This is a genomic window from Klebsiella sp. R445 (assembly GCF_051131755.1).
GTDB classification, from domain to species: domain Bacteria; phylum Pseudomonadota; class Gammaproteobacteria; order Enterobacterales; family Enterobacteriaceae; genus Klebsiella; species Klebsiella lignicola.
Window position 1 is genome coordinate 3,578,141 of sequence record NZ_CP180446.1, and the last position, 15,326, is coordinate 3,593,466.

Here is a 15,326-nt window from a genome sequence, read left to right on the forward strand (position 1 = left end):
AGTAAAAGACCACCTTCTGAGAAGGTGGCTTTTGAGAATGCCCCCTGTAAGGGGGGCTATTGTCACCTTCCGCTGATTACTCTAGCAATTCCATCTGCTGTTCATACGTTTGTTCCGTTTTCTCCTGATGCCTCACATATCGTCTGATAATTTCTTCATTCACTCCCACCGTATCGACAAAGTAGCCTCGGGACCAAAAATGGTTCCCCCATAGCTTCTTCCTGATATGTGGAAAACGGTTATAAAGCCTGATGGCACTGCGTCCTTTTAGATGGCCCATCAGAGTTGATATCGAGATCTTTGGTGGGATGATGACGACCAGATGTACATGATCGGGCTGAACATTTAGCTCCAGAACCTCACAATCCTTTATGCCACAGAGGATATAGATCGTCCTGTACAGCTCCTTACCCAGCTTATCTTTCAGGATCCTGAATCGGTACTTGGGTGTCCAGACTATGTGGTATTTGCAACGCCAATATACATGTGATGAACTCCTGTAAAGTCCCATGTCGGTTTGTCTCCTTTTACTTGTGGTGAGTAAGCAGAGATATTCCGACATGGGCATTCTTCAGGCTATAGCCTTACAGGAGCAATCACCACCTCCCTAGGAGGTGGTTTAGGGATGACAATAAAAAGGCCGGGTCGCAGAAAGCGGACCCGGCCTTTTTTTATCACGGTGCCTGAGTTACACCACCATCCCCAGCAGCAGACAGCCCACCAGGCCGCAGACTGAAATAATGGTTTCCAACATCGACCAGGACTTGATGGTCTCACCGATGGTCAGGTTGAAGTACTCCTTAAACAGCCAGAAGCCTGGGTCGTTAACGTGAGAGAAGATCACGCTGCCTGAGCCTACGGCGATAACCATCAATTCCGGGCTGACGCCGGTGGTGGCGATCAGCGGAGCTGCAATGCCCCCCGCGGTGATGGCCGCAACGGTCGCCGAACCCAGAGCAATACGTAGTACGGCGGCAATCGACCAGGCCATAAACAGCGGAGACATGTTGGATTCATGCATGATAGAGGCGATATATTTATCCATGCCGCTATCTACCAGCACCTGTTTAAAGGCGCCGCCGCCGCCGATAATCAGCAGCATCATGGCGATAATTTTAATCGATGAGGTCAGCGTCTCGTTGATCTGATCCATCGAACGGCCGCGGTTCAGACCGAAGGTGAACAGAGCGATTAAGACCGCGATCAGGGTTGCCATCACCGGGTCACCAAAGAATTCAGCAACCGGCAGGAAGGCGTGACCTTTCGGCAGCACCATTTCCGCCACGGCGCGCATCGCCATCAGCACCACCGGGACCAGCGAGGTCCAGACGCTGACGCCGAAGCCCGGCATCTCTTCTTCGGTGAAGGTTTTCGGGTTATGCAGGCCTTCCGGAATCGGTTTATCGATGTTCTTCAGGCAGCGGGCATACACCGGACCGGCCAGAATCACGGTCGGAATAGCCAGCAGCGTACCGTACAGTAAGGTTTTACCCATGTCGGCATGGAAGATGGTGGCGATCGCCGTCGGACCCGGGTGCGGAGGCAGGAAACCGTGGGTAACGGAGAGCGCGGCCGCCATCGGGACACCGACATACAGCAGCGGGATACGAGCAGACGCGGCGATGGTAAAGACCAGCGGCAGCATCAGCACAAAGCCCACTTCATAGAACAGGGCGAAGCCGACGGTAAAACCAGTCAGTACCACTGCCCACTGAATGTGCTTTTTGCCAAATTTGGCGATAAGGGTCGTGGCGATACGCTGGGCGCCACCACAATCCGCCAGCAGCTTACCGAGCATGGCGCCAAAGCCCATGATCAGCGCAAGACTGCCGAGGGTGCCTCCCACGCCGTTTTTAATGGATACGATGACTTTATCCAGCGGCATACCCTGCATCAGCCCGACGGCGAGAGCCACCAGAACCAGCGCGATAAATCCGTTCATTTTGAAGCGGATCATCAGCAGTAATAACAGGGCAACCCCGATAGCAACGATGACTAATGGCATAATTTACCTGGCCTTTCATTTGTTATGGGTAACGTCAAATTTCAATCTCTTTTCGCTTGCTCCCGCGAGGGTGGCAAGCGGTGCGGCGCCATAAAATCGACTATCACTCCTTTAATAAAGGATAGCTGGCTATTTTTATAGCAGCGGTGCCTGAAATAGATGATACGGGTAACATATGCAGGTTGAGAATCACCTGGCGGGGGTAAATTTTAAATATGAGACTTAAGTCATACTCTTTTCCGGGTTTTAGCCGGATAGCGTAGCGGGAAATGCTGTGCGGGGGTGTCAGAAAAGCAGCCCGGCCGGTGAAACACCGCCGGGCGTGAGGCAGCAGGGGAGACTTAGTAGTAGGAGTGCTCGCCGCGCTGGTGCTCGGTCAGATCGCGCACGCCTTTCAGTTCCGGGAACTCGTTCAGCAGCTGCTTCTCGATCCCTTCTTTCAGAGTCACATCGACCATGGAGCAGCCGTTACATCCGCCACCGAACTGCAGGATCGCCAGGCTGTCTTCGGTGATTTCCATCAGCGTGACGCGCCCGCCATGGCCGGCCAACTGCGGGTTAATCTGCGATTGCAGCATGTACTCCACGCGCTCCATCAGCGGTGCGTCGTCGGAGACTTTACGCATCTTGGCGTTCGGCGCCTTCAGCGTCAGCTGAGAACCCAGCTGATCGGTTACGAAGTCAATCTCAGCGTCATCGAGGTACGGCGCGCTGAGTTCGTCGACATAGGCGGTCAGTTGCTCAAACTTCAGCGCCGTGTCGGTGGCTTCCACCGCATCCGGTGGGCAGTAGGAAACGCCGCACTCAGCGTTAGGGGTGCCGGGATTGATCACAAATACGCGAATTTGTGTCCCTTCTTCCTGATTGACCAGCAGTTTGGCAAAGTGCGCTTGTGCAGCATCGGAAATACGGATCATAGCGTTGGCCTAATAGTTGACTATTTTACTGGGTTATAATACGCCCATCAGCAGGGGTCTACAAGGTACGGCATATACACCATACCTGAACCGTCGCGGCGCCGTTTCGCAAAAGCAGGCGGGATATCTCGGCGACGGTGCTTCCGGTTGTGACGACATCATCCACAATGGCGATATGGTGACCCTGAACCGGGATTTCAAGCTGAAAGGCATTTTTCAGGTTACGTCGGCGTAATCGGGCGGAGAGCTGATGCTGGGTAGCGGTACGCCGGTTGCGGCGCAGAGCGTCGTGATGCCAGGCGCAGTGCATCCAGCGCGCCAGCGGGCGACAGAGCAGGTCGCTTTGATTGAAACCCCGCCGCCAGTGGCGCCGCTGCCAGAGCGGGACGCTGACGAGCCGGTCTGGCCGGGGTAATTCCGCGCTCTGGCGCAGGCGTAACAGCAACAGGCGCGCCAGCGCCGGGGCCAGTTCCGGACGTGCGGTAAACTTCAGCCGATGCACCAGGCCGCTCAGCGGTGGCCGGTAGTCATTGACCGCCACCAGCCGTTGCCACGGCGGCGGTTTTTGTACGCAGCGGCCGCAGGGCTGCAGGCCGGTGATGGCCGGCAGTCCACACTGCGGGCACAGCGGCTGCGGATGCAGTAATGCGCTGGTGCAGCGCGAACAGATCCCCCATCCGCTGAGCGCCAGCGGCATTTGGCATAGCCAGCATAAGCTGTGTGCTGTTAGCATATTTCACCTCATAGTGATGGAAAGAGAACAGTAACTGATGAACGACATCTGGTGGCAAACCACGGGCGAAGGAAATTGTCATCTTGTGCTGCTGCACGGCTGGGGGCTGAATGCCGGAGTATGGGATGGCGTCGTGTCGGAACTGGCCTCGCATTTTACGCTGCATCTGGTCGATCTGCCGGGCTATGGCCGCAGTCGCGGCTTTGGCGCACTGTCGCTGGACGCCATGGCGCAGCTGGTAGTAGAAAAAGCACCGGAAAAGGCGGTCTGGCTGGGCTGGAGCCTCGGCGGGCTGGTGGCCAGCCAGGTGGCGTTACAGCATCCTGAGCGGGTGCTGGGGCTGGTGACCGTTGCTTCATCCCCCTGTTTTGGCGCCGATGGCGACTGGCCGGGTATCAAGGCAGAGGTGTTGAGCGGCTTCCAACAGCAACTGAGCGAGGATTTTCAGCGCACCGTTGAGCGTTTTCTGGCGTTGCAGACCATGGGTACCGAAAGCGCGCGTCAGGACGCCCGGGCGTTGAAAAGCACGGTCTTGTCGCTGCCGATGCCCTCCACTGACGTATTGAACGGTGGCCTGGAAATCCTCAAAACTACGGATCTACGCCAGCCGCTGGCGGCTTTAACCATGCCGTTTATCAGACTGTATGGCCGACTGGATGGCCTGGTGCCGCGCAAAATTGTGCCCCTGCTGGACGCCTTATGGCCGCAGAGCGAATCCATCGTCTTTGATAAAGCCGCCCATGCGCCGTTTATCTCGCACCCGCAGGCGTTTTGCCAACCGCTGGTGGCGCTGAAAACCCGCCTGAGCAATTATTTGTAGCCGGCTGTGGCAAAAATCCCGGTCAAAGCAATACTTAGGTTGTCGCGGAGAAAGTGAATTTCACTTATCACCGCGTCCTATAAAAACAACCTGATGGAGAGTTAGGCTATGAAACTTATTACGGGTATTGCTGCATCTCTGGTTATTGGATCCCTGTCTTTTGGCGTATTTGCGGCGAAAGAGATTCAAAAAGATGAAGTTGCATCGATGAATTTGACAAAAGTCGGAAGCATTACCACCTCTAAAACGACATCCCCGATGGATGCAAAACGCGATCTGTCGAAGAAAGCGGATGAACTGGGCGGCAAGTATTTTGTGGTTATTGCCGGTGAGAAAAACGAGAAAACCGTGCACGCTAACGCCGACGTCTACAAATAAGCAAAAAGCGGGTCTCAGGACCCGCTTCGCTTTGATCTTCGCGCCGTCATGGCGCTCAGCGTAGTGCCCACCACTCCCGCAAACAGGCGTTGCCCTCCGGGCAGCTTTTGCAGCTACCGGACAAGCAGCTGTCTTTGTCTTCCTTGATGCGCACGACTTTCCCCATGGCTTCCAGGCGGCTCAGCATGGCGTCAACCAGCGGCTGTGGCGCATGGAGACGAGCGCTGAGCTGCGTCGCCTCCATACGTCCCTGCAGGGCCAGCATATCGCGGACTTCAATCAGTGACGCCATCATGGTTTCCTAGTGGCAATCCCCTGCCGGGCTCTGGCAGCAGGATGACGGCGTTTTACGGGTGGCCAGCAGTGAGACATCCACCCGGCTACGTGCCCGACGCAGCAGACCAAAGACCACGATGTTAAACAGGATCACCGACAGGATGCACACCAGGCTATAACGTGGATGCTGGCTGAAGCTGACGGTCTGGTAGTACAGCGTCGAGAGCGAATAGGCGATGTTCAGCCCCCACAAGATGGAGAATGACATCCAGCCGCGGCTGGATTCGCGGGCGATAGCCCCCATCACAGAGATGCACGGAATATAGAGCAGAACGAAAATCAGGTAGCTGTAGGCGGCCGCAGCGCTGCCGAACTTGCTGCCCATCACGCCCATGGCGCCGGTTTCCATTTCACCATCGCCTTTGCTGGCTTCGATAGGGTTAGCCAGCACGCTCAGGCTGAAGGTATCTTTCAGGCTCTGCCACGTCTCGTCTACTGCCGCCAGTAGCTCGTCACCGAGGTGGAACTCTTGCGGGTCAAAGGCTTCATTCTGGATATCTTCCGCGGTGTAGAGTGTGTTCAGCGTCCCGACCACCACTTCTTTGGCCATTGCGCCGGTAAACAGTCCGACGGTCGCCTGCCAGTTATCTTCATGCACGCCGATTGGTTTGAAAATCGGCGTGATCACCCGGCTGACCGACGCCAGCGCCGAATCGTTGATGTTGTTCACCAGTTTCCCGTTGAGCGAGAAGCTGTTCAGGGCGCTGAGGAAGATACTAACGATGACGATAACTTTACCCGCGCGCAGCACGAAGCCCTTCAGGCGCTGCCAGGTCTGGATAATCAGGCTCTTAATATGCGGAACGTGATAGACCGGAAGCTCCATCACGAATGGCGAAGCTTCGCCACGCATGATGGTGTGCTTGAGCATCAGTCCGGTCAGGATCGCCATCACAATGCCAAGCAGGTACAGCGAGAACACCGCCAGCGCACCGTTCTGACCAAAAAACGCAGCGGCGAAGACGGCGAAGATCGCCAGGCGTGCGCCGCAGGACATAAATGGCGCCATCATGATGGTCATCAGGCGTTCACGCGGTGCATCCAGCGTGCGCGCCCCCATCACCGACGGGACGTTACAGCCGAAGCCGACAATCAGCGGCACGAAGGATTTTCCCGGCAGACCCAGCGCCTGCATCAGGCGGTCCATGACGAACGCCGCCCGCGCCATATAACCGGAATCCTCAAGGAAGGAGAGGAACAGGTACATCATGCCAATCTGCGGCACCAGCGGCAGGACGGTATTGATACCGCCGCCAATCCCCTGAGCCAGAAAAACGGTCAGCCAGTCCGGAAGGTGCAGGGTGTAGCCCAGCCACTGGATGCCATGGATAAAGATAGCCACGGAACCGGCGTCGAAGAACGGCTGCAGCGCGCCGCCGATGTTGATTGCCAGCAGGAACATCAGGTACATGACAAACAGAAATACCGGCAGCCCCAGCACGCGGCTGAGGACGATTTTATCCATCGCGGCGGTGAAGCGGCTCGGCTCGGCAGTCAGGGTGTTGCTGACCGCATCGCAGATGGCGGCGATGCTTTGATAGCGGGCGTCGGCAATATGCAGCGCCGGGTCGTCAATCTCATTGCTCAGGTTGGCGAGCGCGGACTCTAGTTTATGCTCGGCATTACCGGCGTATGCGCGGCTGTAAATATCACCCTCCAGCATCTGCAGACCCAGCCAGCTGCGTTGGCGTGCCGGGATTTCCTGCGCCATCTCCTGGGCCAGCATGTCGGCTTCGCGCAGCAGCGGCTGCGGATAGTGCACCAGTTCGAGCGCGGTATTTTGCTGGTGGCGATCGACCGCCATTTTTAAGGCTTCGATCCCGCGACCGCGCGTAGAAACCAGCGGGATCACCGGGCAGCCGAGACGGGCCGCGAGCGCATCAACGTCGATACGGATTTTTTGCTTCTCGGCGATATCCAGCATATTCAGGGCGACGATGCAGGGGAACCCGAGTTCCAGTAACTGGAGCGTCAGGTAGAGGTTACGTTCCAGGTTCGAGGCGTCGACCACGTTAATCAGCATGTCGGCGTCGCCGCTGAGGATATAGTGGCAGGCAATTTGCTCATCCAGAGAGGTCTGCGAAGAGATGGTGGTGAGCGAGTAAGTTCCCGGCAGGTCAACCAGCGTGACCTGGTGGTCCGTGGTGCTAAACGCCCCTTCTTTGCGCTCAACGGTCACCCCGGCCCAGTTGCCTACTCGCTGGCGGGCGCCGGTGAGCTGGTTGAATAACGTTGTTTTACCGGAATTAGGATTTCCAATTAAACCAATGGTTAATTTTTTCATATTTCAGACTCTGAGTGCCGGGCCGGCGTTATTGTGCAACCGCTTCCAGTTCGATTAATTCGAGATCTTTTTTACGTAATACCAGGCTCACGCGCCGGGTTTCGATATGAACGGGATCGCCAAGCGGTGCGACGCGAACCACACTAAAAGAAGAGCCAGGCAGCATTCCAAGAGACAGCAGTTTCTGACGATAGGCCGGGCTAATATCGCGAGAGAAACCAGTGATTTTCCACGCACTATGAGGAGTGAATTGCATAGGGCCTACTTGTCATCGCTAAGTCAATGAGAACGGATTACATGCGATAGCTACACCGCGCCGGGGAGCATCGCCAACGGAGAAAATATATACTGACTATAATGATGATAATGATAATGGTTTTTATCATCAATACATAAGCGGTGTAATAATCAATTTAGCCCGGCAAATTTGCCGGTTTTTTGATATGACGCAAGGTCTGTAGTGTGGGGGAAAATAAAGCCAAACAGTGCCGCTGTCGTTAATGTTTAATTAAGGTTTCATTGGTTAACAAAATGAAATCTTTATGCGGAGAATATTTACTCATTTTATTGACCGTAATTAACTGTAATTAATCGGTTACGAGAATATATAAACGCTCAGAGATTACTGGCAGAGGGGAAGGGAATGGCGAGCGTTGCGGGAAAGGAAACGGCCCCTCATAACGAGGGGCCGGGAAGGCATTAACGTTTTTTGCCCATCGCCGCAGCCAGCGCGTCCATCATGGCGCTGTTACCGGCCGACGCCGTTTCACGGCCGCGAGGTTTCGCCGCTTTCGCTGCCGGGCGGTTGCCACCCTGCGGGCGTTCGTTGCCGCCGCCGCGTCGGGCGTTGCTCTCACCAGGCTGCTCGTCCAGACGCATGGTTAAGGCAATACGCTTGCGCTGCAGATCGACCTCCATTACTTTCACCTGCACGATATCGCCGGCCTTGACCACGGTATGCGGGTCTTCGACGAATTTATTCGACAGCGATGAGATATGCACGAGGCCATCCTGGTGAACGCCGATGTCGACAAAGGCGCCAAAGTTGGTGACGTTGGTGACCGCCCCTTCAAGCACCATACCGGGCAGCAGGTCGTTCATGGTCTCGACGCCGTCGGCAAACTTCGCGGTTTTAAACTCCGGACGCGGGTCACGCCCCGGTTTTTCCAGCTCTTTGATGATGTCGGATACCGTTGGCACACCAAACTTGTCATCGGTGAAATCGACAGCTTTCAGATTGCGCAGTTCGCTGCTGTTGCCCATCAGGTCGTTTAGCGCCTGCTGGGTGGCGGCCAGAATGCGCTCCACGATCGGGTAGGCTTCCGGGTGCACGGTAGAGGCATCCAGCGGGTTATCGCCGTGGTTGATGCGCAGGAAGCCGGCACACTGTTCAAAGGCTTTTGGCCCGAGGCGGCTCACTTTCAGCAGCTGCTGGCGGTTCTGGAACTGACCGTTTTCATCACGCCAGGCGACGATATTTTGCGCCATCATTCGGGTCAGACCGGCCACGCGGGTGAGCAGCGGCACGGAGGCGGTGTTCAGATCTACGCCGACGGCGTTTACGCAGTCCTCGACGACCGCATCCAGTTTACGCGCCAGCTGCGACTGGCTGACGTCGTGCTGATACTGGCCCACGCCAATGGATTTCGGGTCGATTTTAACCAGCTCGGCCAGCGGGTCCTGCAGGCGACGGGCGATAGATACCGCACCACGAATGGAGACGTCGAGGTCCGGGAACTCCAGCGCCGCGAGCTCGGAGGCGGAGTAGACGGAGGCGCCCGCTTCGCTAACGATCACCTTCTGCGCGGTAACTTTCGGGAACTGCTGCTGCACGTCGAGGAAGAAACGCTCGGTTTCGCGGGAAGCGGTGCCGTTACCGATCGCCACCAGTTCGACGTTATGTTTTTCACACAGCGCAGCCACGGCAACCGCCGCTTTGGCAGCCTGCCCGGTATGCGGGTAGATGGTATCGGTGGCTACCAGTTTACCGGTGCCGTCGACAACCGCGACCTTCACCCCGGTACGCAGGCCAGGATCTAGGCCCATGGTGGCGCGCAGACCCGCAGGCGCAGCCATCAGCAGATCGTGCAGGTTGCGGGCAAAGACGTTGATCGCTTCATCTTCCGCGCGTTCACGGACGGTGCCCATCAGCTCGGTTTCGAGGTGCATCAGCACCTTGATTCGCCAGGTCCAGCTCACCACGCCTTTACGCCAGCTGTCTGCCGGGGCGTTGTTCAGGCGCAGGCCAAGGTGATTGATAATAATGAGCTCGCACTGGCTCTCTTTCGGCGGCTCGTCGAACTGCGGGTCGGCATTGAGGGCCAGCTGCAGTATGCCTTCGTTGCGCCCACGGAACATCGCCAGCGCACGGTGTGAAGGGACGGTAGCGATCGGTTCGTGATGGTCGAAGTAGTCGCGGAACTTGGCACCTTCTTCTTCTTTCCCCGTCACGACGGTGGCGACCAGGTGGGCATTCTTCCACAGATAGTCGCGCACTTTTGCCAGCAGCTGGGCGTCTTCGGCGAAACGCTCCATCAGAATGTAGCGTGCGCCATCCAGGGCGGCTTTGGTATCGGCGACACCTTTGTCGGCAGCGATAAATCTGGCGGCTTCCGTCTCCGGATCGTGGGACGGTTCGTTCCACAGCAGGTCTGCCAGCGGCTCCAGTCCGGCCTCAATCGCAATCTGCCCGCGGGTGCGGCGTTTGGGTTTGTACGGCAGGTAGAGGTCTTCGAGCTCGGTTTTGCTCAGGGTGGTGGTGATGGCTTTTTCCAGCGCGTCGGTCAGCTTGCCTTGTTCGCCGATCGATTTGAGAATCGACTGACGGCGGTCTTCCAGTTCACGCAAATAACCGAGACGGGTTTCCAGATTACGCAGCTGCGTGTCATCCAGACCGCCGGTGACTTCTTTACGATAGCGTGCAATAAACGGCACGGTATTCCCTTCATCAAGCAGGCGAACGGCAGCTTCTACCTGTTCAGACCTGGCCTGAAGTTCACCCGCAATAATGCGGCAGAGCGAATCATTCATCATGTCTATTTCATCTTGTGGATCGAAAATCAGGGGATAGTTATACGGGCTGGCACGGTAAAATGCCAGTCGCCGCACGAGGCTCTCAGAATGTTCCGGACGCGCTATTTAACATATTCAATCTCGTTCACGTACCAGCTGGCTTCGCCTGCCGGGGTGTTGACCACCGCCAGGTCGCCGACCTCTTTTTTCAACAGCGCGCGGGCCATCGGCGAGTCGATGGAGATGTAGTCTTTGCGCCCGAAGATTTCATCGTAGCCCACGATGCGAAAACGCTTGGTATCGCCGTCGTCGTTCTCGATTTCCACCCACGCGCCGAAGAACACTTTGCCTTCCTGCTGCGGGGAGTAATCGACAATCTTCAGATGTTCCAGGCATTTGGTGAGATAGCGTACCCGGCGATCGATTTCGCGCAGACGCTTCTTGTTGTACTGGTAATCCGCATTCTCGCTTCGGTCACCGAGGCTGGCGGCCCAGGTGACTTTCTTCGTCACTTCCGGACGTTCTTCACGCCACAAGTAGTCCATTTCTTTTTTAAGTTTTTCATACCCTTCACGGGTGATCAGCGGCGTTTTCATTCATCGATCTACCTTCAGGTTACCGGTATTGCACGTGGGGATGTGCGGTTGCGCACAATTCGTAGTGCGTAATAATACCGACAGGATAAATAATGTGTCTTATGATTAAATGTATGCTTAAGCTGCTGTTAAATATGCTTTGTAACAATTTAGCCTGGAATATATACCAGATTTAGCTGGTGGGCGAGCCGGGCTTTTTTGAGAATACGCACTGACAAATGCAGTGAACCTTTGGGAGTATAAACAATGCAAGAGAATTATAAGATTCTTGTTGTCGATGATGACATGCGTCTGCGTGCGCTGCTCGAACGTTATCTGACCGAGCAAGGCTTCCAGGTTCGTAGCGTCGCAAACGCTGAACAGATGGATCGTCTGTTAACCCGCGAATCGTTCCACCTGATGGTGCTGGATCTGATGCTGCCGGGCGAAGATGGCTTGTCCATTTGTCGTCGTCTGCGTAGCCAGAGCAACCCGATGCCGATCATCATGGTGACGGCGAAAGGGGAAGAAGTTGACCGTATTGTGGGCCTCGAAATCGGTGCTGACGACTACATTCCGAAACCCTTTAACCCGCGTGAACTGCTGGCCCGTATCCGTGCCGTGCTCCGTCGTCAGGCGAATGAGCTGCCGGGCGCACCGTCGCAGGAAGAAGCGGTAATCGCTTTCGGCAAGTTCAAGCTGAACCTCGGCACCCGTGAGATGTTCCGTGAAGATGAGCCGATGCCGCTCACCAGCGGCGAGTTCGCGGTGCTGAAAGCGTTGGTCAGCCATCCTCGTGAACCGCTCTCCCGTGACAAGCTGATGAACCTGGCCCGTGGTCGCGAATACTCGGCGATGGAGCGTTCCATCGACGTGCAAATCTCCCGCCTGCGTCGCATGGTGGAAGAAGATCCGGCCCATCCGCGTTATATCCAGACCGTGTGGGGGCTTGGCTACGTATTTGTGCCGGACGGCGCTAAGGCATGAAACGCCTGCGCTTCTCGCCGCGAAGCTCTTTTGCCCGCACCCTGTTGCTGATCGTCACTCTGCTGTTTGTCAGCCTGGTGACGACCTATCTGGTGGTGCTGAACTTTGCGATCCTGCCGAGCCTCCAGCAGTTTAATAAGGTGCTGGCATACGAAGTGCGTATGCTGATGACCGATAAGCTGCAGCTGGAGGATGGTACCCAACTGGTGGTGCCGCCGGCGTTTCGGCGCGAGATTTACCGCGAGCTGGGGATTTCGCTGTACTCCAACGAAGCGGCGGAAGATGCAGGTCTGCGCTGGGCGCAGCATTATGAGTTCTTAAGTCAGCAGATGGCGCACCAGCTAGGTGGGCCAACCGAAGTGCGGGTTGAGGTGAATAAGAGCTCTCCCGTGGTGTGGTTGAAAACCTGGCTGTCACCCAATATCTGGGTGCGCGTACCGCTGACGGAAATCCATCAGGGCGACTTCTCGCCGCTGTTCCGCTATACCCTGGCGATTATGCTGCTGGCGATTGGCGGGGCCTGGCTGTTTATCCGTATTCAGAACCGACCCCTGGTCGACCTGGAACATGCGGCGTTGCAGGTTGGACGCGGCATTATTCCGCCACCGCTGCGGGAGTATGGTGCCTCTGAAGTGCGATCGGTGACCCGGGCCTTTAACCATATGGCCGCCGGCGTCAAACAGTTGGCGGACGACCGTACCCTGCTAATGGCCGGCGTCAGTCACGATCTACGTACGCCATTGACGCGTATTCGTCTGGCGACGGAGATGATGGGCGAAGAGGACGGTTACCTCGCCGAATCGATCAACAAAGATATCGAAGAGTGTAACGCCATCATCGAGCAGTTCATCGACTACCTGCGTACCGGTCAGGAGATGCCGATGGAGCTGGCGGACCTGAACTCGGTGCTGGGTGAGGTTATCGCGGCAGAGAGCGGTTACGAGCGGGAAATCGCGACTAACCTGCAGCCAGGCGAAATCCCTCTGCGGATCCATCCGCTGTCGATCAAGCGGGCGCTGGCCAATATGGTGGTTAACGCCGCACGTTATGGCAACGGTTGGATTAAGGTGAGCAGCGGTAGTGAAGCCAACAGCGCTTGGTTCCAGGTTGAGGATGATGGTCCGGGGATCAAACCGGAGCAGCGCGAGCATCTGTTCCAGCCGTTTGTTCGCGGCGACAGCGCCCGCAGCACCAGCGGAACCGGACTGGGGCTGGCGATTGTGCAGCGTATTATCGATAACCATAACGGTCGCCTGGAGATTGGCTCCAGTGAACGCGGTGGCTTGTTGATTCGTGCGTGGCTGCCGGTGCCGTTCCAGCGCGTACAGGCGCCTACGAAGCCAGGGAAAGAGAGTTAATCTACTCAGGCTGTGAGTCGGTGAGAAACTTAAAAAGCCGGGCGAACGCCCGGCTTTTTCTTTATCTAGCGACTGAGGATTAGCGTTTCGGGCCTGCGGCTACCAGCGCTGCGCCAGCTGGCGTATCAGTGTACTTCTCGAAGTTCTCAACGAACAGCTTCGCCAGCTGCTCGGCTTTCTCCTGCCACTGCTCCGGCGATGCGTAGGTATTACGCGGGTCGAGAATATGCGTATCCACACCCGGTAGCGAGGTCGGGATCTGCAGATCAAACATCGGCAGGGTGAAGGTTTCTGCATCGTCCAGCGAACCGTCGAGAATGGCGTCGATAATGGCGCGGGTATCTTTAATCGAGATACGTTTGCCGGTGCCGTTCCAGCCGGTGTTGACCAGGTAGGCCTGGGCACCGGATGCCTGCATGCGTTTTACCAGCACTTCCGCATACTGCGTCGGGTGCAGCGACAGGAACGCCGCGCCGAAACAGGCCGAGAAGGTCGGCGTTGGTTCGGTTACACCACGCTCGGTACCCGCCAGCTTAGCGGTAAAGCCGGAGAGGAAGTGGTACTGGGTCTGGTCAGCGGTCAGGCGCGATACCGGCGGCAGTACGCCGAAGGCATCCGCGGTCAGGAAGATGACTTTGGTGGCATGGCCCGCTTTAGAGACCGGCTTAACAATGTTTTCGATATGATCGATCGGGTAGGAAACACGGGTGTTCTCGGTTTTCGAACCATCATCGAAATCAATGGTGCCGTCAGCGCGCACGACGACGTTTTCCAGCAGCGCATCGCGGCGGATAGCGTGATAGATATCCGGCTCGGCGGCTTCCGACAGTTTAATGGTCTTGGCGTAGCACCCGCCTTCGAAGTTGAAGACACCGTCGTCATCCCAGCCGTGCTCGTCATCGCCAATCAGGCGGCGTTTCGGGTCGGTGGACAGGGTGGTTTTGCCGGTACCGGAAAGCCCGAAGAAGACCGCAACGTCCCCTTTTTCACCGACGTTGGCGGAACAGTGCATCGATGCGATGCCCTGCAGCGGCAGCAGGTAGTTCATGATAGAGAACATCCCTTTCTTCATCTCGCCGCCGTACCAGGTCCCGCCGATCAGCTGAATGCGCTCGGTCAGGTTGAAGGCGACGAAGTTCTCAGAGTTCAGACCCTGTTCTTGCCACTGCGGGTTGGTGCATTTGGCGCCATTCATCACGATAAAGTCTGGCGTAAACTGCGCCAGTTCTTCTTCGCTTGGGCGGATAAACATGTTTTTGACAAAGTGCGCCTGCCAGGCCACTTCGGTAATGAAACGCACGCTCAGGCGGGTGTCGGCGTTGGCGCCACAGAACGCATCAACGATGAAAAGGCGTTTACCCGAAAGCTGATCGGTGACCAGACCTTTCAGATGCTGCCAGGTTTCCTGAGACAGCGGTTTGTTGTCGTTCTTACCGTTGCCTTTATCTGACCACCACACGGTATCGCGGGTAGTGTCATCGCGAACGATATATTTATCTTTCGGCGAACGACCGGTGAAAATACCGGTATCGACAGCGATCGCACCGAGACTGGTGAGGGTACCACGCTCATACCCTTCCAGATTGGGATCGAGTTCCTCTTGATACAATGTTTCGTAGCTTGGATTGTGGACGATATCCTGGACGTCGTTGATACCATAAGCCTTGAGATCCTGCGGGGTTAAACCATGATTAACGCGCATGTCACTGCTCCTTAGCCATTAAGATATACTGCTTCAAATTGTAGGGGTTCTTTAGGGGTATAGACCGCGACCAGGCTCATAGATTTACGTATCTCGACAAACGCCTTACTTACGAAAAACACGGTGACTCCTGTCACGAAGCGTGCGTGATTATCTCAGGAAAATGGCGATGGGTGGTGATAGATGTTTCTTATTGGTTAAAAAGTAATTAAAGAAACT

General features: G+C 56.2%; 14 protein-coding genes. 4 read left to right on the plus strand and 10 right to left on the minus strand.

Features of this window, described 5'->3' with window-relative positions:
• Nucleotides 1-76: 76 nt before the first annotated feature.
• The 4 genes from tnpA to gntX all read right to left on the minus strand — a co-directional run bounded on the left by tnpA (nt 77) and on the right by gntX (nt 3,655).
• Nucleotides 77-511, minus strand: a complete 435-nt coding sequence (gene tnpA, locus ACMYSN_RS16650) for an IS200/IS605 family transposase (RefSeq protein ID WP_014228411.1) — start codon at nt 509-511, stop codon at nt 77-79.
• 177 nt (nt 512-688) lie between these two features.
• Nucleotides 689-2,005, minus strand: coding sequence for a gluconate transporter (gene gntT / locus ACMYSN_RS16655; RefSeq protein ID WP_123757316.1), 1,317 nt, complete (start codon nt 2,003-2,005; stop codon nt 689-691).
• Between the two features lie 341 nt (nt 2,006-2,346).
• Nucleotides 2,347-2,922 (minus strand): Fe/S biogenesis protein NfuA, encoded by a 576-nt coding sequence (nfuA, locus tag ACMYSN_RS16660; RefSeq protein ID WP_462495541.1) that lies wholly within the window; start codon nt 2,920-2,922, stop codon nt 2,347-2,349.
• Nucleotides 2,923-2,980: 58 nt separating this feature from the next.
• Nucleotides 2,981-3,655: a DNA utilization protein GntX gene (gntX, locus tag ACMYSN_RS16665; protein ID WP_462495542.1), complete on the minus strand. Its 675-nt coding sequence runs from the start codon at nt 3,653-3,655 to the stop codon at nt 2,981-2,983.
• A gap of 37 nt (nt 3,656-3,692) precedes the next feature.
• Between gntX and bioH the strand changes: the two genes are divergently transcribed.
• Both bioH and ACMYSN_RS16675 read left to right on the plus strand, forming a co-directional pair.
• Entirely contained in the window at nt 3,693-4,475 is a 783-nt protein-coding gene (gene bioH / locus ACMYSN_RS16670) for an alpha/beta hydrolase family protein (protein WP_462495543.1), read from the plus strand.
• A gap of 108 nt (nt 4,476-4,583) precedes the next feature.
• Nucleotides 4,584-4,853 carry a YdgH/BhsA/McbA-like domain containing protein gene (locus tag ACMYSN_RS16675; protein WP_123757320.1) on the plus strand — a complete coding sequence of 90 codons (270 nt, stop codon included), beginning with the start codon at nt 4,584-4,586 and terminating at the stop codon, nt 4,851-4,853.
• Nucleotides 4,854-4,908: 55 nt separating this feature from the next.
• Here the strand turns inward: ACMYSN_RS16675 and feoC are convergent, their stop codons facing one another.
• The 5 genes from feoC to greB form a co-directional block, all read right to left on the minus strand.
• Nucleotides 4,909-5,145, minus strand: a complete 237-nt coding sequence (gene feoC, locus ACMYSN_RS16680) for a [Fe-S]-dependent transcriptional repressor FeoC (protein ID WP_123757388.1) — start codon at nt 5,143-5,145, stop codon at nt 4,909-4,911.
• Nucleotides 5,146-5,154: 9 nt separating this feature from the next.
• Nucleotides 5,155-7,473 carry a ferrous iron transporter B gene (gene feoB, locus ACMYSN_RS16685; protein ID WP_462495544.1) on the minus strand — a complete coding sequence of 773 codons (2,319 nt, stop codon included), beginning with the start codon at nt 7,471-7,473 and terminating at the stop codon, nt 5,155-5,157.
• Nucleotides 7,474-7,501: 28 nt separating this feature from the next.
• Nucleotides 7,502-7,729: a ferrous iron transporter A gene (gene feoA, locus ACMYSN_RS16690; RefSeq protein WP_123757322.1), complete on the minus strand. Its 228-nt coding sequence runs from the start codon at nt 7,727-7,729 to the stop codon at nt 7,502-7,504.
• 443 nt (nt 7,730-8,172) lie between these two features.
• The gene (locus tag ACMYSN_RS16695; RefSeq protein WP_462495545.1) at nt 8,173-10,506 is read right to left on the minus strand and encodes a Tex family protein; all 2,334 of its coding nucleotides are present in this window, start codon (nt 10,504-10,506) and stop codon (nt 8,173-8,175) included.
• A gap of 101 nt (nt 10,507-10,607) precedes the next feature.
• A complete protein-coding gene (greB, locus tag ACMYSN_RS16700) occupies nt 10,608-11,081 on the minus strand; it encodes a transcription elongation factor GreB (protein WP_123757324.1) in 474 nt (157 codons plus the stop codon).
• 246 nt (nt 11,082-11,327) lie between these two features.
• Between greB and ompR the strand changes: the two genes are divergently transcribed.
• Nucleotides 11,328-12,047, plus strand: coding sequence for an osmolarity response regulator transcription factor OmpR (ompR, locus tag ACMYSN_RS16705; RefSeq protein WP_006177890.1), 720 nt, complete (start codon nt 11,328-11,330; stop codon nt 12,045-12,047).
• On the plus strand, nt 12,044-13,405 hold the full coding sequence (envZ, locus tag ACMYSN_RS16710) for a two-component system sensor histidine kinase EnvZ (RefSeq protein ID WP_123757325.1): 1,362 nt from the start codon (nt 12,044-12,046) through the stop codon (nt 13,403-13,405). Before ompR ends, envZ begins: the two co-directional genes overlap by 4 nt.
• Before the next feature lie 79 nt (nt 13,406-13,484).
• Here the strand turns inward: envZ and pckA are convergent, their stop codons facing one another.
• Nucleotides 13,485-15,107: a phosphoenolpyruvate carboxykinase (ATP) gene (pckA, locus tag ACMYSN_RS16715; protein WP_174510123.1), complete on the minus strand. Its 1,623-nt coding sequence runs from the start codon at nt 15,105-15,107 to the stop codon at nt 13,485-13,487.
• Nucleotides 15,108-15,326 lie beyond the last annotated feature (219 nt).